General features: G+C 59.3%; 17 protein-coding genes. 14 read left to right on the plus strand and 3 right to left on the minus strand.

Annotation, left to right across the window (positions count from 1 at the left end; all coding sequences use genetic code 11):
• Window positions 1-18 precede the first annotated feature (18 nt).
• A complete protein-coding gene (locus ACGHIZ_RS00885; protein ID WP_006235216.1) occupies window positions 19-204 on the minus strand; it encodes a DUF362 domain-containing protein in 186 nt (61 codons plus the stop codon).
• Window positions 205-799: 595 nt separating this feature from the next.
• Here ACGHIZ_RS00885 and dnaK point away from each other — a divergent pair.
• From dnaK to ACGHIZ_RS00910, 5 genes are all read left to right on the plus strand, one after another.
• Complete coding sequence (dnaK, locus tag ACGHIZ_RS00890; RefSeq protein ID WP_117770263.1) at window positions 800-2692, plus strand: molecular chaperone DnaK; 1893 nt, start codon at window positions 800-802, stop codon at window positions 2690-2692.
• Between the two features lie 2 nt (window positions 2693-2694).
• Complete coding sequence (locus ACGHIZ_RS00895; RefSeq protein WP_117770264.1) at window positions 2695-3537, plus strand: nucleotide exchange factor GrpE; 843 nt, start codon at window positions 2695-2697, stop codon at window positions 3535-3537.
• A gap of 107 nt (window positions 3538-3644) precedes the next feature.
• Entirely contained in the window at window positions 3645-4610 is a 966-nt protein-coding gene (locus ACGHIZ_RS00900; RefSeq protein WP_117770265.1) for a DnaJ C-terminal domain-containing protein, read from the plus strand.
• A gap of 72 nt (window positions 4611-4682) precedes the next feature.
• Window positions 4683-5099: a heat shock protein transcriptional repressor HspR gene (locus ACGHIZ_RS00905; protein WP_117839958.1), complete on the plus strand. Its 417-nt coding sequence runs from the start codon at window positions 4683-4685 to the stop codon at window positions 5097-5099.
• 287 nt (window positions 5100-5386) lie between these two features.
• Window positions 5387-7687, plus strand: a complete 2301-nt coding sequence (locus tag ACGHIZ_RS00910; RefSeq protein WP_124785759.1) for a hydratase — start codon at window positions 5387-5389, stop codon at window positions 7685-7687.
• A 272-nt stretch (window positions 7688-7959) separates the two neighbouring features.
• On the opposite strand, the gene ACGHIZ_RS00915 is transcribed toward ACGHIZ_RS00910, so the two are convergent.
• Window positions 7960-8628 (minus strand): hypothetical protein, encoded by a 669-nt coding sequence (locus ACGHIZ_RS00915; protein ID WP_117839960.1) that lies wholly within the window; start codon window positions 8626-8628, stop codon window positions 7960-7962.
• Window positions 8629-8862: 234 nt separating this feature from the next.
• Here ACGHIZ_RS00915 and ACGHIZ_RS00920 point away from each other — a divergent pair, with 234 nt between their 5' ends.
• Together ACGHIZ_RS00920 and clpB are read left to right on the plus strand one after the other, a co-directional pair.
• On the plus strand, window positions 8863-9534 hold the full coding sequence (locus ACGHIZ_RS00920; protein WP_124785760.1) for a hypothetical protein: 672 nt from the start codon (window positions 8863-8865) through the stop codon (window positions 9532-9534).
• Window positions 9535-9820: 286 nt separating this feature from the next.
• Window positions 9821-12445 (plus strand): ATP-dependent chaperone ClpB, encoded by a 2625-nt coding sequence (clpB, locus tag ACGHIZ_RS00925; protein ID WP_390448458.1) that lies wholly within the window; start codon window positions 9821-9823, stop codon window positions 12443-12445.
• Window positions 12446-12519: 74 nt separating this feature from the next.
• On the opposite strand, the gene ACGHIZ_RS00930 is transcribed toward clpB, so the two are convergent.
• Window positions 12520-13308: a DeoR/GlpR family DNA-binding transcription regulator gene (locus tag ACGHIZ_RS00930; protein ID WP_158558612.1), complete on the minus strand. Its 789-nt coding sequence runs from the start codon at window positions 13306-13308 to the stop codon at window positions 12520-12522.
• A 249-nt stretch (window positions 13309-13557) separates the two neighbouring features.
• On the opposite strand from ACGHIZ_RS00930, the gene ACGHIZ_RS00935 reads away from it, so the two are divergent.
• From ACGHIZ_RS00935 to ACGHIZ_RS00965, 7 genes are all read left to right on the plus strand, one after another.
• The gene (locus ACGHIZ_RS00935; protein ID WP_117839964.1) at window positions 13558-14445 is read left to right on the plus strand and encodes a class II fructose-bisphosphate aldolase; all 888 of its coding nucleotides are present in this window, start codon (window positions 13558-13560) and stop codon (window positions 14443-14445) included.
• Between the two features lie 10 nt (window positions 14446-14455).
• Complete coding sequence (locus ACGHIZ_RS00940; RefSeq protein ID WP_158558613.1) at window positions 14456-14878, plus strand: PTS sugar transporter subunit IIA; 423 nt, start codon at window positions 14456-14458, stop codon at window positions 14876-14878.
• A 47-nt stretch (window positions 14879-14925) separates the two neighbouring features.
• Window positions 14926-15423 carry a PTS sugar transporter subunit IIB gene (locus ACGHIZ_RS00945; protein WP_117839966.1) on the plus strand — a complete coding sequence of 166 codons (498 nt, stop codon included), beginning with the start codon at window positions 14926-14928 and terminating at the stop codon, window positions 15421-15423.
• Window positions 15424-15435: 12 nt separating this feature from the next.
• Window positions 15436-16263, plus strand: coding sequence for a PTS sugar transporter subunit IIC (locus ACGHIZ_RS00950; RefSeq protein ID WP_118345060.1), 828 nt, complete (start codon window positions 15436-15438; stop codon window positions 16261-16263).
• The gene (locus ACGHIZ_RS00955) at window positions 16260-17120 is read left to right on the plus strand and encodes a PTS system mannose/fructose/sorbose family transporter subunit IID (protein WP_390448463.1); all 861 of its coding nucleotides are present in this window, start codon (window positions 16260-16262) and stop codon (window positions 17118-17120) included. Before ACGHIZ_RS00950 ends, ACGHIZ_RS00955 begins: the two co-directional genes overlap by 4 nt.
• A gap of 232 nt (window positions 17121-17352) precedes the next feature.
• Window positions 17353-17520 carry a hypothetical protein gene (locus ACGHIZ_RS00960; protein ID WP_164473271.1) on the plus strand — a complete coding sequence of 56 codons (168 nt, stop codon included), beginning with the start codon at window positions 17353-17355 and terminating at the stop codon, window positions 17518-17520.
• Between the two features lie 207 nt (window positions 17521-17727).
• Window positions 17728-19080 carry an ATP-binding protein gene (locus ACGHIZ_RS00965; RefSeq protein WP_117655936.1) on the plus strand — a complete coding sequence of 451 codons (1353 nt, stop codon included), beginning with the start codon at window positions 17728-17730 and terminating at the stop codon, window positions 19078-19080.
• Window positions 19081-19139: the final 59 nt, after the last annotated feature.

Raw genomic sequence — 19139 nt, forward strand, 5'->3', positions numbered from 1 at the left:
GTGCAAGTGGGGGAGTTGTTACTCCTCGACGATCTCGGTGATCGCGCCAGCGGGGCAAGCGTCCTGGCAAGCGCCACAGGCGACGCAGGAGTCCTCGTCGGCGACGGTAGCGACGTCCTGGAGCTCCAGAACGCCAGCGGGGCAGGAGTCGACGCAAACGCCACAAGCGATGCACTCGTCGGCATCAATTACGGGATGAGCCATGGTAGTTTCCTCTCTGTTGACCGACGCTACAGGCGATGCGCGCCGGTTTGATTCGGGCAAAAACATACCACGGGAGCGACCGTTTGCAATACCCTCTGGCCGGCATCTTCATACCGTTCGCCGAGTATGCCAAGGTTTACTAAAAAACGCGCAGGTGGGGCCGTTGAGCTGCGCAAATGTTAGCTAAAGGTGACTTGTAATATTGAGCTATTGAGCGCGCCTGCGGAAAGGGCATCCCGTTATTTGGCCGAAAACCGGGTCGCAGTTTCCGGTTAGGCCCGCTAGCGGAAACTGCGAGCCGGCATCAGCTCTCAAAACGGGACGAGCTTTCCGCAAGGCAGCTCCAGACACCTTCGGACCCAAGCCTCAGCCATCTCTACATAGATCTCAATAGATTTGCCGAGAACTCAATCAGCGCATCTACCTGCGCATTTAAGAACCTAAACTCTCAGCAATAAGAAATCTTATATGAATTGACTTAGATTTTGTATATTCCGGCCCATAAGGGGATACACTACATCCTGAAAGACAAGCCGAAGCGCCGCGCGACAGATCGTCGAGGCGGCGCGAACGCAAAAGAGAGAGGGAATTTCTAATGAGTAAGATTCTTGGTATCGACCTTGGTACTACTAACTCCGCAATGGCCGTTCTCGAGGGCGGTTCTCCGACCATTATCGTGAACGCCGAGGGCGACCGCACCACCCCGTCCGTCGTGGGCTTCCGTGCCGACGGCGACCGCGTCGTGGGTAAGGCCGCTAAGAACCAGGCTGTCACCAACCCCAAGAACACCGTGTTCTCCATCAAGCGCTTCATGGGCCGCAAGTACTCCGAGTGCACCTCCGAGATCAAGACCGTGCCGTATGAGGTCAAGGAGGGCCAGGGTGGCCGTGCCGTCGTCGATATCGAGGGCAAGGATTACACCGCCGAGCAGGTGAGCGCCATGACGCTCGCCAAGATGAAGGCTGACGCCGAGAAGTATCTGGGCGAGACCGTCACCGACGCCGTCATCACCGTCCCGGCCTACTTCAACGACGCCCAGCGTCAGGCCACCAAGGACGCCGGTAAGATCGCCGGCCTCAACGTCAAGCGTATCGTCAACGAGCCGACTGCTGCTGCTCTTGCCTATGGCCTGGACAAGCAGGGCACCGACCAGCGCATCCTGGTCTTCGACCTGGGCGGCGGCACCTTCGACGTCTCCATCCTCGACCTCGCCGACGGCGTGTTTGAGGTTCTGTCCACCTCGGGCGACAACCACCTGGGCGGCGACGACTGGGATCAGCGCGTCATCGACTGGATGGCCGATAAGTTCCAGCAGGAGAACGGTGTCGACCTGCGTCAGGACCCCATGGCCCTGCAGCGTCTGAAGGAGGCCGCCGAGAACGCCAAGAAGGAGCTCTCCGCAGCCCAGCAGTCCACCATCAACCTGCCGTTCATCACCATGAACCAGTCTGGCCCGCTGCACCTCAACTACACGCTGACCCGCGCCGAGTTCGAGAAGATCACCCGCGACCTGCTCGAGCGCTGCAAGCAGCCTGTCACCAACGCTCTGCGCGACGCTAAGCTCAAGCTCTCCGATCTGACCGAGGTCATCCTCGTCGGCGGCTCCACCCGTATGCCCGCCGTCCAGGAGCTCGTCAAGACCATGACCGGCAAGCAGCCCAACATGTCCGTGAACCCCGACGAGGTCGTTGCCGACGGCGCTGCCGTCCAGGGCGGCGTGCTCACCGGCGACGTCGAGGGCATCCTGCTGCTCGACGTTACCCCGCTGTCGCTGGGCGTCGAGACCATGGGCGGCATCATGACCAAGATGATCGACCGCAACACCACGATCCCGACCTCCAAGACCGAGGTCTACTCCACCGCTGCCGACAACCAGACCAGCGTCGAGATCAACGTGCTCCAGGGCGAGCGCGAGCTTGCCCGCGACAACAAGTCGCTCGGTAAGTTCCAGCTGACCGGTATCCCGGCTGCCCGTCGCGGCGTGCCGCAGATCGAGGTCACCTTCGACATCGACGCCAACGGCATCGTCAAGGTCTCCGCTAAGGACAAGGGCACCGGCAAGGAGCAGCAGATCACCATCTCCGGCTCCACCGCCCTGTCCGACGACGAAGTCGATCGTATGGTCAAGGACGCCGAGGCTCATGCCGAGGAGGACAAGAAGCAGAAGGAAGAGGTCGAGGTCCGTAACCAGACCGATAGCCTGTGCTACTCCACCGAGCAGACCCTCAACGAGCTGGGCGACAAGGTTTCCGCCGACGTGAAGTCCAAGGCCGAGGCCGCTATCGCCGACGCCAAGAAGGCGCTCGAGGGTTCTGACGTCGAGGCTATCAAGGCCGCCGGCGAGTCCCTGCAGTCCGTGGCCTACGAGCTGGCCCAGGTTGTCTACGCCGACGCTCAGCAGCAGACCGACGGTGCCGCCGGCGCCCAGCCTGCCGACGATGACGTTGTCGACGCCGACTACGAGGTTGTGGACGACGAGGACAAATAATCATGTCCGCCCGTAAAGCTCGCACGGAGGCGGCCGCCGCTGGCGCCGCCCCCGTTGACTCTGAGGAGAAGGACGTGAAGATTCCCGTAGAGGCCGTTGACGATACCGTGGCCAACGAGGCCCCGGCCGCCGAGGCTGCCGAGAACCAGGTAGAGGATTCCAACAAGGAGGCGACGATGACCGAGGACGAGATGGTGGAAGCCGCTATCCGCGCCGGTGAGGAAGCCGCCGACAACGACTTTAAGCTCAAGTTCGAGCAGGCTCAGAAAGAGCTTGCCGACGTGCGCAATGAGCTCGATGCTGCGGCAGAGGCTCAGAAGGCCGCCGAGGACAAGGCAAAGGACGCCACCGAGCGTACCGCCCGTCTGCAGGCCGACTGGGAGAACTTCCGTCGCCGCACCGCCAATGAGCGTATCGCCGAGCGCGAGCGCGCGACCGAGAAGCTTGTTACCGCGCTGTTGCCGGTGATTGACGATATCGAGCGCGCGATCGACCATGCCCGTAGCCAGGAGCTTTCCGACGACTTTAAGCAGTTCGTCGATGGCGTCGATGCGGTGCATGCCAAGCTGCTCGATGTGTTTGCGCACGAGGGCGTTGAGCCCATCGACCCCAAGGGCGAGGCGTTCGATCCGCTCGAGCACCAGGCCGTGGGGCGTGTCGAGGACGCATCGCAGTACGACGAGACTGTCAACGACGTGTACCAGAAGGGCTACCGCATGGCGGATCGCATCCTGCGTTCCGCGATGGTGACGGTGACCTACGGTGGCGAGAAGCGCCCCGCACCGGAGCCCGAAGCGGCGCCCGAGGATGCTACGGCCGATACGGCCGAGAGCACCGAGGAGTAATTGAGAAGGGCCCCGGGGCAACACCCGGGGCCCTTTCTGGCCTAGTGCCATATGAAAGCATGAGCCGCCGCCCGCTGGGCGGCGGATGAAACAGGAGAGGAGCTACGATGGCTGCAGGCAAAACCTTCTATGACATCCTGGGCGTATCCAAGAGCGCCTCCGACAAAGAGATCAAGAGCGCGTTTCGCAAGCTCGCGCAAAAATATCACCCCGATGCCGGAGGCGACGAGGCCAAGTTCAAGGAGATTAGCGAGGCCTACGAGACGCTTTCGGACGAGAAGAAGCGCAAAGAGTACGACCAGATGCTCATGTTTGGCGGCATGCCGGGCGCGGGCGGCGCGTATGGCGGCGGCTACGGTGCCGGCGCTGGTGCCAGCGGCTGGGGCGACATCTTCGACAGCATCTTTAGCGGCAACGGCGCCTGGGGCAGCGATTGGGGCTCGGGCTTTGCCGGGGCTGCGGGCGCTGCCGGTGCCGGCGCTGGCCGCAGCCGCGCTCGCAAGGGCGGCGACCTGTCGCTGACCGTCGATGTGACGGCCGAGGACGCGTTTCGCGGTGTGACGCACAAGGTCACCTACCGCATTCCCTCGACAGGCGAGCAGCAGACCATTACGGTCTCGGTGCCTGCAGGCGCGGTCGACGGCGGCAAGCTGCGTTACAAACGTCGCGGCGAGTATGGCGTTGCCGGCGGCGAGCGCGGCGACCTGGTCGTGACCACGCATGTGGAGGAGCATCCGCTGTTTAGGCGCAAAGGCGCCGACGTGACCATGGAGGTACCGGTCTCGGTCTACGAGGCGGCGCTCGGCTGCACGGTGGACGTGCCCACGCCCGGCGGTGCGACGGTCCGTTTGAAAGTGCCCGCGGGTACCCAGACGGGCAAGAAGTTCCGCTTTAAGGAGATGGGCGCGCCCGATGTTAAGCACCGTGGCCGCACGGGCGCGCTGCTCGTCGAGATCAAGGTGCAGGTTCCCACGAACCTGTCCGACGATGAGCGCGATGCCATGACCAAGCTGCGCGAGGCCGACACGCGCGACTATCGCGAGAAGGTCAATCGTTACAAGGCGACGTACTAGGGCGGTCGCGGCGCACGCCCACGCCCGCGGGCTTATGATGGACGATAACGAGACGGAAAGGGGTCAGGTAGCATGGCCGAGGACAATAGGAACAAACCGCTGTACATGATCAGCGTGGCGGCCGAGCTGACCGGCATGCACCCGCAGACTCTGCGCGTCTACGAGTCCAAGGGCCTGGTGAATCCTCAGCGCTCGGGCGGTAACACGCGCCTGTATTCGCGTGCCGATATCGAGCGTCTGGAACTCATCAACCAACTGACCGACGAGGGCATCAACCTTGCCGGCGTGGTGCGCATCCTCGATATGAAGGAGCGTTCCGAGGAGCGCGAGCGCGAGAACGAGAAGCTCCGCGCTCGCGTGCGCCAGCTCGAGGACGAGCTGCACGAGTATAAGATGCAGAAGAAGATCACCGCCCTGGCCCCGCGCGACGGCTCAGTCAACCCCGAGCAAGTCATGCGCAAGCTGCTAGGTACGGGTAGCGACCTATAGCTCCGCCGACGCTGCCGGGCACTCATTGGGGACAGACTTAAATGAGTGCCCGCAGAATGAGAGTGGATAATCTCCCGTTTTTGGCCTGTTTGCAGGCTCAAAGTGGGAGATTATCCACTCTCGTCATTTCGGCGTCTAAGTCTGCCCCCGGCACCCAACTCGTTCTTTGCTTTACTGAGATAAAGTGAACGTGCAGATTCGTAACCCACTCGCAACCGTTCTATGGCACGATATTGAACGAATGTATGCTATGCGCCCAAATCGTTTTGGGCAGAGTGGGAGACAGTATGGTCAAGCTGTACGAGGACGGCATCTACCTGCGCGGCGGCAGCGAGGTTGTGCCTGCGGCCGAGGCTGCCGAGCGCGGTATTACGCAGACGCCCGAGGATGCCAAGCGCGGCACCATCGCGTATTCGATCCTCCAGGCACACAATACGTCCGGAGATCCCGAGGCACTCAAGATTCGCTTCGACGCCATGGCGAGCCACGACATCACCTTTGTCGGCATCATCCAGACGGCGCGCGCCTCGGGCATGGAGCAGTTCCCGCTGCCTTACGTGCTCACCAACTGCCATAATTCGCTGTGCGCCGTGGGCGGCACCATCAACGAGGACGACCACGTCTTTGGCCTCTCGGCCGCCAAGAAGTACGGTGGCATCTTCGTTCCGCCGCATATCGCCGTTATCCACTCCTTTATGCGTGAGAACTTCGCGGGCTGCGGCAAGATGATCCTGGGTTCCGACTCGCACACCCGCTACGGCGCTCTGGGCACTATGGCCGTGGGCGAGGGCGGTGGCGAGCTGGCAAAGCAACTGCTGCGCGACACCTACGACGTCGCCTATCCCGGCGTCGTCGCCATCTACCTCACGGGTGCCCCGCGCCCCGGCGTCGGCCCGCACGATGTGGCGCTCGCCATCATCCGCGCTGTCTTTGCCAAGGGCTACGTCAAGAACAAGGTCATGGAGTTTGTGGGCCCCGGCATCGCGAGCATGACGACCGACTACCGCAACGGCGTCGACGTCATGACCACCGAGACCACCTGCCTGTCGAGCATCTGGGCCACCGACGAGGACACGCACGCGTTTTTGACCATGCACGGCCGCGGCGACGACTATCGCGAGCTCAAGCCCGCCGATGTCGCCTACTACGACGGTTGCGTCGAGGTCGACCTGTCGAGCATCAAGCCCATGATCGCACTGCCGTTCCATCCTTCCAACGGCTTTGAGATCGACGAGCTCAACGAGAACCTCGAGGACATCCTGCACGAGGTGGAGCTCGAGGCCGCCAAGATCGGCGAGGGCAAGACGCACTTTAGCCTGCTCGACAAGATCGTCGACGGCAAGCTGCACGTGCAGCAGGGCGTTATCGCCGGCTGCTCGGGCGGCAACTATGACTCCGTGGTCCAGGCTGCCCGCGTGCTCAAGGGCGCCAATACCGGCTGCGGCGAGTTCTCGCTGTCGGTCTATCCCACGAGCCAGCCCGTGGCGCTCGAACTTACACGCCGCGGCTACATCTACGACCTCATGGAGGCCGGCGCAATCGTGCGCACGGCATTCTGCGGCCCGTGCTTCGGCGCCGGCGACACGCCCGCCAACAACGGCCTTTCGATCCGTCACACCACGCGCAACTTCCCCAACCGCGAGGGTTCCAAGCCGGGTAATGGCCAGCTGAGCGCCGTGGCCCTGATGGACGCCCGCTCCATTGCGGCAACGGCTGCCAACGGCGGCGTCCTGACGCCGGCGACCGACCTGCCCGAGGACACTTGGGACGAGGCCTGCGAGTACACCTTTGACGACGCGCCGTACAAGAAGCGCGTGTACTGGGGCTTTGGCAAGGCGGAGCCTGCCGACGAGCTGGTCGAAGGCCCCAACATCAAGCCGTGGCCCGCGATGGAGCCGCTCGGCGACGACATCCTGCTCAAGGTTTGCTCCAAGATCATGGACCCGGTCACCACGACCGACGAGCTCATTCCCTCGGGCGAGACGAGCTCCTTCCGCTCCAACCCGCTGGGCCTGGCTGAGTTTACGCTGAGCCGCCGCGACCCGGCCTACGTGGGTCGCTCCAAGGAGGTCGACGCTGTGGAGAAGCGTCGCGTTGCCGGCGAGTCCGCGGGCGACCTGGCGGCGTTCGATGCCGAGCTTGCCGGTGTGTTTGAGGCGCTGGCCGGCGCGGGTGTCGCGGCCGATGCCAAGGCGACCGAGTTCGGTTCCATGATTTACGCCAAGAAGCCTGGCGACGGCAGCGCCCGCGAGCAGGCCGCGAGCTGCCAGCGCGTAATTGGCGGCCTGGCCAACATCGTCCACGAGTACGCCACCAAGCGCTATCGCTCCAACGTGATGAACTGGGGCATGGTGCCCTTCCAGATGGAGGCCGAGCCCAACTTTGAGGTGGGCGATTACGTCTTTGTGCCGGGTATCCGTGCCGCGCTCGATGGCGACCTGAAGGACATCGCCGCCTACGTGGTGCGCGCCGATGGTGCGGTCGAGCAGATTGAGCTCTACATTGCCGATATGACGGCAGAGGAGCGTGCCATCGTCAAGGCCGGCTGCCTGATCAACTACAACAAGTTCAAGGCCGCTGCCGAGTAGCGCACTTAATTGTCCGCCCGGGGCTTACCCTTTCCCGCCCGCTCACGCGCTTCACGAGGGCCGCGTTCGGGAAAGGGTAAGCCCCGGGCTACATTTCTGCGTTCTCGTTGGGTCTTGAGGGACGCTAATAAATAGACTTGCTTGATGCCGCCTCTGTTATCGGGGCGGCTTCTTTTTGTTGAAAACCACCACAAAGGGGGCAGGCACCTTTGTGGTGGTGGGGACGAGCTCGATGCTGTTGTGATCGTTGAGCGGCATGTTAATGGGCGGCTCTACAGAATTTCATCTGGGCTGGCGGGTTTGGTTGTTTTGGGGATGCCGAGTTTGGATGACGCGAAATCGTCAACATTGTCCTTAATTCCGTCTTTGGTGTAGACAGTGACCATATAGGTGCTGTGTCCGAATTCGCCCTTGTCGCGTGTTGCCCAGGCATCCCAGTAGGCGGCCCCGTTTCGCCCTTTGATTTTTCCGACACGGCGGAGTTCTGTTCGCTTTAATTTCTGGTTGCTATAGATGGTTCGACCGGCCTCCTCGGTGAGCCCGCACTGTCCAAGCATCTTGTCGAGGACTTGGTTCATGTGGCGCTCATCGGTGTTTGGTGCGTAGTCGTAGGCGAGGGTGATGAAGTCGAGTGGCTGGTCGTCGATTAGATAGTTTAGCGTCTGAGGTCCAAGGCAGAAATAGGGGGAGCATCCGTCGATCTGACCGAGCAGTGGCAACTTTGACTGCCAACTTCCGGTGGGAATTCCATCTTCGTAAAACACGCCGCGACAGATAAAGGAGAGCGAGGTGGCACGCGAGCTGGCGTCGACCATTCCGCATAAATCGAAGGGCGAGGTGATACCAAGGGAAAAGGGCGTGATGACGATAAGGAAGAGCATCACGATGGGTATGGCGAGAATGGCGATGACGTTGCGACCGGTGGAATGAGGCGGCTTCATATGCGCTCCTCGAGACAAAGATCTGTTGAGGATAGGCAGAAATGGATATGTTCAGAGAGCAATTCAAGTTTAATCTCATTGCGCGAGATGGTCGACCGTTAGCGTCGAAAACCACCACAAAGGTGCCTGTCCCCTTTGTGGTGGTGAGGAGCGCGCGGCTTCTTTTGGTAATAGTGTTAGCTGGCGGTATCATTAGTGCAGGTGGCGAAGGTTTGCATTGTGGGGTGTTTTGCCGTGAGCCGTTCTGCCCGTATTGGATTGATTGTCTTGGCGCTTGCGATCGCTGTGGTTGGCGCGGGCGCTGTCGGTATGGCATTTCTACCTGCTGCGGTGACGGAGCCGGTGGTCAAGCCTGTGACTCAATCTGTCGAACTTCTGACCGGCGACGACAAGCCCGAGACCATTACCGTTGATTTTGATGAGCAGCCGGCTGTGCTGGGTATTAGTAATTATCCGCGTATTCAGCTTGGGGCCATGCGCTATACCACGGATACAAGCCTGATCGATAGGGCGTCCGAGCTACTCAAGGGCAAAACATTTAAGCGTTGGTACGGATATGCGTCCTATCGGGCAAAAGCGAACGACATGGTTGGCGGATGCCACTCGTCCATCGAGCTGGACACTGCAAACGGCGCAAAGTTATGTGATGTCTCGTACGATCCGGGCTACGAGGGCAATGAGGGTCCGGGCATCTACATCATGGACGGCGATGTCGCCTATGTCATGGAGGGCGACCAGAGCGAGCTCAACGATTTTATGGGTCAGTGTATCCAAGATGCCTATAAACAGACCTGCTTGCCTGACCCGCAGACTGCACGCGATAGTGGGTCTGCCCGTACATGGCTGTTCGAGGATGAGATGCCCTGGACCGTCGAATCGGGAAGTACGGGTTCGGCGAAGGAGTAGAGACCGCGACCACCACAAAGGTGCCTGTCCTCTTTGTGGTGGTTTTCGGTCTGTCTCGATCTGTAACATCTAGGATCAAAAATGGCTGCTAGATGTTACAGATCGAGACGGTAGCGCGCCTGGGCAGCGGCGGGCTGACATCTCAGTACCCTATCCGTAATTCACTCAGAAAATCTTATATATAGAGACTTAGATTTGTGTATAAGATCGCGTAAAGCTGGCAACAATACTTCTCGAACAACGTGAAGCCGCCCCGTAGGGCGGCCGCCCCAAGAGAGGTGATTCCATGAGAATCGATAAGCTAGCAATGACGTCGCGCGAGGCGCTGCAGACCGCCATGAGCACGGCTGCCGATGCACAGGCCGGCGCGGTGGAGCCGATCCACCTGCTGTCTGCCCTGCTCGGTGCCGGCGAGCGCAATATCTCCGTGATCATCGAGCGCATCGGTGCCGACCCGGCTCAGCTCGCACGCTCCACACAAGATGCCATCGACCATGCGCCCAAGGTGTCGGGCGAGGGTCAGCAGATGGGCCTGTCCAACGTGCTCGTTCGCGTGATCGAGAAGGCCGAGAAAAAGGCCACCAAGATGGGCGACAGCTTTGTGGTGACCGAGCATCTGCTGATGGCACTTGCCGAGGACAAGGGTGAGGCGGGTCGCGTGCTGCGTGACGCCGGCGTGACCAAGGAGCGCATCGAGCAAGTCTACGAGGAACTGCGCGGCGATGACCGCGTGACGTCTGCCGAGGACAAGACGCAGTTTGAGGCGTTGGAGCAGTACGGTCGCAACATCTGCGATCTGGCTCGCGCCGGCAAGCTCGACCCGGTCATCGGCCGTACCGACGAGATCCGTCGTACTATTCAGGTTCTGTCCCGCCGCACCAAGAACAACCCCGTGCTTATCGGCGAGCCGGGCGTCGGCAAGACGGCCATCGTCGAGGGCATTGCTCAGCGAATCGTGGCCGGCGACGTACCGAGCACCCTGCGCGACCGCGACCTCATCGAGCTCGACATGAGCGCGCTGGTCGCCGGCGCCAAGTACCGCGGCGAGTTCGAGGACCGCTTGAAGGCCGTGCTCAAGGAAGTGCAAAAATCCGAAGGCAAGGTCATCCTGTTCATCGATGAGCTCCATACCATCGTGGGCGCGGGTGCCACCGAGGGCTCCATGGACGCCGGCAACATCCTCAAACCGGCGCTCGCTCGTGGCGACCTGCACGCGATCGGCGCGACCACGCTCGACGAGTACCGCAAGTACATCGAGAAGGACGCGGCGCTCGCCCGTCGTTTCCAGACCGTGATGGTCAGCGAGCCTACCGTCGAGGACACCATTTCAATCCTGCGTGGCCTGAAGGAGAAGTACGAGATCTTCCACGGCGTACACATCACCGATAGCGCGCTCGTGGCTGCCGCCGACCTCTCCGACCGCTACATCGCCGACCGCTTCCTGCCCGACAAGGCTATCGACCTGGTCGATGAGGCCGCGAGCCGCCTGCGCATGGAACTCGACAGCATGCCGGTCGAGATCGACGCCACCACGCGTCAGCTCACCCAGCTGCAGATCGAGGAACAGGCGCTCATGAAAGAGACCGACGACGCCTCTAAGGAGCGTTTGGAGGCTCTGCGCCAAGAGATTGCCGAAGTCCAGGAAAAGCTCAACGTGCAAAAGGCCGGCTGGCTCAACCAAAAGAACGCCATCGACCACGTGCAGGAGCTTAAGGGCCAGCTTGACGCGGCCAAGAGCGAAGAGGAGCGCGCGACGCGCAACGGCGATCTGGGCCGTGCGTCCGAGCTTCGCTATTCTGTGATCCCGGGTCTGCAGCAGCAGATTCAGGATTCCGAGGCTGCGCTCGAGGCGCAAAAGCAGCAGGACGGCGAGGGCCTCAACGAACAGGTGACCTCCGACGAGATCGCCGAGGTCGTGAGCGCCTGGACCGGTGTGCCCGTGTCCAAGATGATGCAGGGCGAGCTCGACAAGTTGAAGGGCTTGGAGGGCGAGCTGCATAAGCGCGTTATCGGTCAGGACGAGGCCGTCTCCGCTGTAGCCGCGGCCGTGCGTCGCAGCCGTGCGGGTCTCTCCGACCCAGACAAGCCCATCGGCAGCTTCTTCTTCCTGGGCCCCACCGGCGTAGGCAAGACCGAGCTCGCCAAGGCGCTGGCCGAGTGCCTGTTCGATGACGAGCGCGCGCTCGTGCGTATCGACATGTCCGAGTATATGGAGAAGTTCAGCGTCCAGCGTCTGATCGGTGCGCCCCCGGGATACGTGGGCTATGACGAGGGCGGCCAGCTCACCGAGGCCGTGCGCCGTCGTCCCTACTCCGTGATCTTGCTCGACGAGATGGAGAAGGCTCATCCGGATGTCTTTAACGTGCTGCTGCAGGTGCTCGACGACGGCCGTTTGACCGACGGTCAGGGTCGCCAAGTGTCCTTCAAGAACACGATTATCATCATGACGTCCAACGTGGGCTCCAAGGCTATCGCCGATCTGTCCGGCAAGGACGAGGAGGAGATGCGCCATCAGGTTGACGGGGCCATGGCTCAAACCTTCCGCCCCGAGTTCCTCAACCGTATCGACGATATCGTGGTGTTCCATCCGCTCGGCATGGCGCAGATCGAGAAGATCGTCGACATCCAGCTCGCCGACGTCCGCGCGCGTCTGGCCAAGGAGCGCATGACGCTGGCCATCACCCCGGCGGCCAAGCAGATGCTCGCCGTGGGCGGCCTGGACCCGGTCTTTGGTGCCCGTCCGCTCAAGCGTCTCGTGCAGCGCGAGGTCGTGGATGCCATTGCCGCCGCTATCATCGACGGTACGGTGCGCGAGGGCGATCAGGTGACGGTCGATGTCGACAAGGACGGCGGTTTTACCGTCGTGTGCGACAACACGCCGACGCCGATATACGAGGCGCCCGAGGAATAGCTGAGCTCAAGCAAAGGGGCGGCGGGATTTACCCGTCGCCCCTTTTTCATGCTGCGTCGAATGTGCCGGGCAGTCTAGGCGTAGATGATCTCCAAGTTGGGGGCAAGCTCGGCAAGTCGCTGCCTCGTGTCCGCATCGACACCGGTGTCGGTGATCAGGCAGTTAATCTCATTGAGGTCAAGGGCGTGAACCAAGCCGATGACGCCGATTTTCGATGAGTCCATGAGGGTTATGCGTCGGTCGGCAGCGTTCGCGATGGCGCTCACCATGTTCGCCTGCTCCAATCGATGCGCCATAAATCCTTTTGAAAACGAGAAGGTATTGGTTCCCATGAAAGCAGTGGGAACAAAGTACTCGTTAAGCAGCCGGATAGTCTCGTTGCCCTGTGTGTAGTGATAGCCAAATCTCAGTTGTCCGCCCAGGAGAATGACCTCGCTGTCCACCAGCAATTCTTCGGCAAGTATCGCGTGAGATAGGTCGTTCGTGAGAACCGTGAGATTCTTGCGGCCCTTGAGAGCGCGTAGCATGCAGCCCGTTGTTGTTCCCGATTGAAGAAAGAACGTGTCGCCGTCGCGCACCATTTTCGCCGCAGCGTAACCGATGCGGCGTTTTTCGTCTTGGGCCGTCGAAGAAGCGTCTTCAAACGAAAGTTCGCGAGAATTGGGGTTCGGTAAGATCGCGCCGCCATGGGTTCGCCTGAGAAGTCCTCTGCCTTCGAGAGCCCGCATATCCTTTCGAATGGTCGCTTCCGAAACACCGAAGCGCTCGCTGAGGTCAACAATGCGAACAGTGCTGTTCGCATTGAGTAAGTCGAGTATTTCTTCCTGCCGTTCTTCCAGGTAATAGGGACGCGGTTCACTCATAAGAACTCCCAGGGCTTGTTGTGGGACAAGGCTTGTTACCTTCAGTTTTACCAGAACAACAATTCCTGAAATGAAATAAAACAACTCTAAACAAAACATATCGAACGTTCGGGGCAGGTTTTCGACCGTTCGCGGTAGCAGACGTCAATTCCGAAACAAAGCAAAACAAAACGCAATATAATGAACTCGCAAAATGTTGCGTTTGGAGAAAGCCAAACAGCGATGGTCTGCCTGAGGAAAGGAGAACAGATGCTCGTCAGTATGAGAGATATCTGCAACATCGCCGAACAGAACAATATGGCGGTCGCTGCAGTAAATTCCGCGAGTCTTGAGGCCGTCCGCGCCGCTGTGGACGTGGCGGAGGAAACAGGTTATCCGATTATCATCCAGCATGCCGAGGTTCACGAGTCGCTGGTGCCGATTGACGTGGTGGCTCCGCTGGTTACAGCACTGGCTGAGCGCTCGAGTGCGCATATCTGCCTGAATCTGGATCATTGTGAGAATCTATCCTATGCTCGTCGTGCGTTGGAGCTCGGTTTCACGGGCGTCATGTTCGACGGTTCTGCACTTTCCTACGAACGTAATGTTGAGCTTTCCCAGTACGCTGCCCAGATGTGCGCCGACTTTGGTGCAGGCCTTGAGTGCGAACTTGGTTCTATGGGGTCGCGTGAGGGTGGCGATCCTGATGCTGGGTCCACGGCGGAAGAGGCGGGCGCCATCTATACCGATCCTGACCAGGCGCGTGACTTCGTTGAGTCCACGGGGCTCGATATCCTGGCCTGCTCGTTCGGAACGGTGCACGGCCTGTATAAGGGCGAGCCCCATTTGAACATTGACGTTCTGACCGACATTCGCAGCTGTGTGAACGTGCCACTTGTCATGCACGGTGGCTCCGGTGTTTCCGACGAGGATTACGCTCGTGCCATCAATGCCGGCATCCGCAAGATTAACTACTACACGTATGGCGTTAAATATGCCGGCGATGCCGTGCGCGCCATGGTTGATGAAAAGACTGAGGGACATCCGGATGCTCCGATCTATTGGCACGATATGACGGCAGTCGCGTTCGAGAGCCTGCGCAGCACATTCGAGCATGTCGTGCGAGTATTCGCCAATGGCGCGGCTCCTTTGGCTTAAGGGGTGTGCTATGAAGAAAATTTTAGTTGCAACCCACGGACGCCTAGCAAGTGGCGTCAAAAGTGTGGCTGAGGTGCTGCTTCATGATGATAGCGCCATAACCGTCGTTGATTGCTATGTGGACGAATCGGATCCCAATGAGCAGATCGCAGAGTTTATCGATGGCGTGAGGCCAGAGGACGATGCGTTGATCGTTACCGATCTTTTGGGCGGGAGCGTCTGCAACATGGTTACGGCCATGCAGCCGGAAAAGCACGGCATCGTACATGTGACCGGTTTCAACATCGCGTTAATTCTCGAATGCCTGATTACGGGCGAGGCGTTCACGCCCGAGTATATCGACAGCGTAATCGCGCAGGCATCGACCTCCATGCGGCGTGTGGTCCTGCGGGCAGGCGGGGCGACAGATACCGATGACGATTTCTTTGGATAGGAAGTGGTCCGCTTTGGCGGGCGGAGCGAAGACGAAAGGAGAACGAAATGATCGTTCAGCTGCGAGTGGATGACCGCCTGGTTCACGGACAGGTCACGCTCATGTGGGGAAAGGAGCTGAGCACCAAGGGTATTTTAGTCGCGAATGACGCTGCGGCCCAAAATGAAACCCAGTCGTCGACGCTCAAGATGGCTTGCCCGAGTGGGCAGAAGCTTCTCATCCGTACAATAGACGACGCTATCAAGATTGCTAACGATCCGCGTGCGGGCGAGATGCGCATCTTCGCCCTTACTGGGAACATCGCCGATGCACTCAAACTAGTGAAAGGGGCTCCCGGTAGGATCGGCAGCGTGAACGTTGCGAATGTCGGCCGCTTCGATCGAAGCGACGATGCAGCCAAGGTGCTGCTGACAACGGGTGTAACGCTCAATCCAGACGAGGTGGCTGCAGCGCGCGAGCTGTGTGAGCAAGATCTGCCGGTGTTTCATCAGGTCGGCGTTACAGACGGTAAGGTCAAGGTTTCCGACCTGCTGGCAAAGCTCTAAGGAGGGATTGATATGCTGACGACTGCGCTCTTGGCATATTTGGCAGCTTTTATCTGCTATTTCGTCCAATGGACGTTTGGACAGCCCATGATTGACCAGCCCCTGGGCGTGGGTCTTGTGGCGGGCATTATCTTTGGCGATGTTACCGCAGGCATTATCATCGGTGCTGCGCTCCAGGCTATTTTCATCGGAAGCGTCAACGTGGGCGGTGCGACTTCGGCTGATACGGTGGCAGGAACGGTGCTCGCTGTGTGCTTCGTGGTCGTGTCTGGCATGGAGCAGGGCGTAGCGATTCCGCTCGCGGTGGCTGCGGCTATTTTTGCGAACATCATCTACTCGCTCGTTCTCAACGTGCTCATGTCTTTCTGGGCTCCTGTTATTGATTGGGCCGCGAACTCGGGTGACAGTAAGAAGCTCTTCATCTGCCATTTTGGCGGCGCCGTAGTCATGAACGGTCTATTCGCCATCCCGACGTTTTTGGCGGTGTGGGTCGGTGCCGAGCCGGCATCGCAGCTTATGAATATGGTGCCGCAGGCGGTCCTGAACGGGTTCAATGCTGCATCCGGCCTGCTTCCCGCCGTGGGCATGGCGCTACTTCTGCGCATGCTCTGGGATAACAAGATTGCAATTTATTTCCTGCTCGGCTTCGTGCTCTTCCAATATCTCAACATGCCCATGGTCGCAATTGCCGCCGTCGGTGCAGTGATCTTGGTCGTTACGGCCCTGCGTGACCTTGAAAATCTCGACCTGCGCAACCAGATTAAGGCCTTGCGCGAATCGGGCGTCGCAGCTGGTGCCCAGTCCGTCGCCGAGCTCGAAGAGGAGGATTTCTTCGCATGAGTACCACCGATACCGCAAGCGAGAAGATCAGCATCTCCACTAAGGATCTTTCCGCTGAAGACCGTAAGATGCTGCGCGGCATCTTCTTCCACTCGTTCAACGTCTTTGCCCATTACGGCGGCGGCGCTCGCGGAGGCGCTTCAGGCTTCATGTGGTCCATCTGGCCTGCCATCGAGCGTTTCTACCCGGATAAAGAACAGCGTCGCGATGCCCTGGTACGCCATTCGACCTGGTATAACATCACGTCAAATGTCGGTACGTTCTGCATGGGCCTTGTTGCCTCGATGGAGAAGGAGAACGCGGCCGAGCCTGATTTCGATACGCATTCGATCGACTCGGTCAAAGCTTCGCTCATGGGTCCCATGTCGGGCATCGGCGATGCAATCTTCTGGGGCGTTATCCGTGTTATCGCGGCCTCGGTCGGTATGGCGCTGTGCTCTCAGAACGGATCGCTTCTGGGTCCGATCGCGTTTCTGCTCATTTACAACATTCCGTCGTGGATTACGCGTTGGGTGCTGACGGTTCTTGGGTATCGCGTCGGTTCGAGCTTCATCACCAAGATCTACGAGAGCGGCTTGATGGGTATTGTAACCAAACTCTCAAGCACGCTCGGCCTGCTGATGATCGGCGCCATGGCTGCCTCGTTCGTTAAGTTCAACTGCGCGATCTCAATTCCGATGCCCGAGGGCGATCCGGTCATGATCCAGACGTATCTCGATACGATCTTCATCGGCCTGATTCCGCTGCTGTACACCCTGGGTTGTTTCAAGCTGCTCAAGAAGAACACCAACGTGAACTGGATCATTATCGGCACCATGGTCATTGGCCTGGTGCTTGGCCTGACGGGGATTTGCTAGTTGCTGCAAGTTTCAAGACGATGTTTACCCGCCCGAGTGTGCCTAAGGTGCGCTCGGGCGGGCTTGCGTTGGGTTTAAAGCAATGTATACACTGTCTGCGCCGATACGCGTAGACGATTCGTAAGCACGTGTGCGCTCTGGATACCGCATCCCGCGGTATCCATGCATTACGATGGCCGTAATCAGTCATAGTGTAAGAATGGAATTCAAGCCACACGGAAAGGTGCATGCCATGGATAGCAAGGACGAGTGCAAGCAGCCCCTGCGCGAGAAGAGGGAGACGAAAAAGCCCACCGATCCCTACATTCGTGCCGAGAACGAGGATGACGACGGCTACGATCCTTATAGCGATCGTCGCCCCGAGCGCGAGCCCCTCTTCGAAGCCGACCCCTGGCGTTAAGTAGCTGATTTGGGACGGGGCTTTTTTAGCTACTTTGTTTTCGGCTAGAGGCGTTCATGCCTGCCCCCTCGGCCGCTCGATATCCTCCGGGAGGGGCCACTAATAGAAAACTTGCTTATCCATTAATCAAGATACGCATAATCTTGCTCTCCTGCTAATCAAGAATCGTTATAATCTTGATTAGCAGGAGAGCAAGATTGGAGAATTATGGCATTCAACGACTTGGTGGCTCAAAAAATAAAGGACTTTGAGCAACAGGGGATTCCGCAGGTCTTTGAGCGCGACCTTGATCTGGGCAACCCGCAGGAGCCAAAGCGCGACAACATCGTATATGTGATTGTGGGCGCCCGTCGTTGTGGAAAGACGTATCGCCTGTATCAGGAGATACGGCGGCTTCAGGGCCAAGGCGTCGAGCTTGACCGGATGCTATATTTCAATTTTGAGGATGAGCGCTTGCGTCCGTATGAGCCATCGCTACTAGCGGACGTGCTCGATACATTCTATGCACTATATCCTGCTGCTCGAGGCGAGGGCGCCTACCTTTTCTTTGACGAGATCCAGGAAATACCCGAATGGGGTGCGTTTCTGCGACGCGTGGTCGATACGGAGAAGGCGACCGTTTACGTGACGGGATCTTCTTCTAAGATGCTGTCCTCAGAACTTAAGAGCGAGTTCAGGGGCCGTTCTCTTGTGCGAGAGCTTTTTCCGTTGAGTTTTTCGGAATACGTCCGATATAAGACGGGGAGCGTTCCTGAGTCGAACGCGCCCTTCTCCTCAAGCGCTGCAGCGTTGCTCCGACACCATCTGGTCGGATATCTCGAGCGAGGGGGATTCATCGCGACACTTGAGCAGACGCCCGCAGACGCGATTCAGCTGCTACAGGAATATGCGTCGCGAACGGTCGCTATGGACGTTGTGGAGCGTTACGACGTCAAGAGCCCTCGTTTGGCCTCACTGTTTCTGACGCGGTGTATGGCATCTTCGGGACGAGAGCTGTCGGTGAACAAGGTGTACAACGAGTTCAAGAGCAGGCAGATACCCGTCAGTCGTAATTCGCTCAGCGACTTACTTGAGTATTACGAGGACGCCTACCTGCTGTTTTCTGTGCCGGAGTTTACGCGTTCACTTGCAAATAATACGCGGTCTGCGTCTAAAGTCTACGCTGTCGATCCTGCGATGTTTGGAGCATTCTCTCCCGCATCGGCATTGGACCAGGGCCAGAGGCTCGAGACTGCGGTGTTCAATGCGCTCAGAAGAAGGACTCCTGCGGTGCGGGTCGGTTCGGTCTGCCGCCTACTGGTCAAGGAGAAGAATAAAAGCCATGAGGTTGACTTTGTGGCTGGGGATGCACTTCTCATGCAGGCTTATAGCCTGACTCAGGTGAGTGTGGATATGGCAAGCGAGAAAACGCGCGAACGCGAAATTGCAGCCCTCGATGCCTCGATGGCCCAGTTTGATCTTGGCGAGTCGGTAATCGTTACTATGGATGAACAGGCCGATATTCCATGTGAACACGGTGTGGTACACGCTGTGCCCGCATGGAAGTGGCTCCTTGCCTAATCATCTACGGATCTGTGGGGCCAGGACCTCCTGGCCCCTTCATCACGGTTGGGGAGTAC

It is taken from the genome of Collinsella sp. i05-0019-G5 (assembly GCF_042851345.1).
In the GTDB taxonomy this organism is placed as follows: Bacteria; Actinomycetota; Coriobacteriia; order Coriobacteriales; family Coriobacteriaceae; genus Collinsella.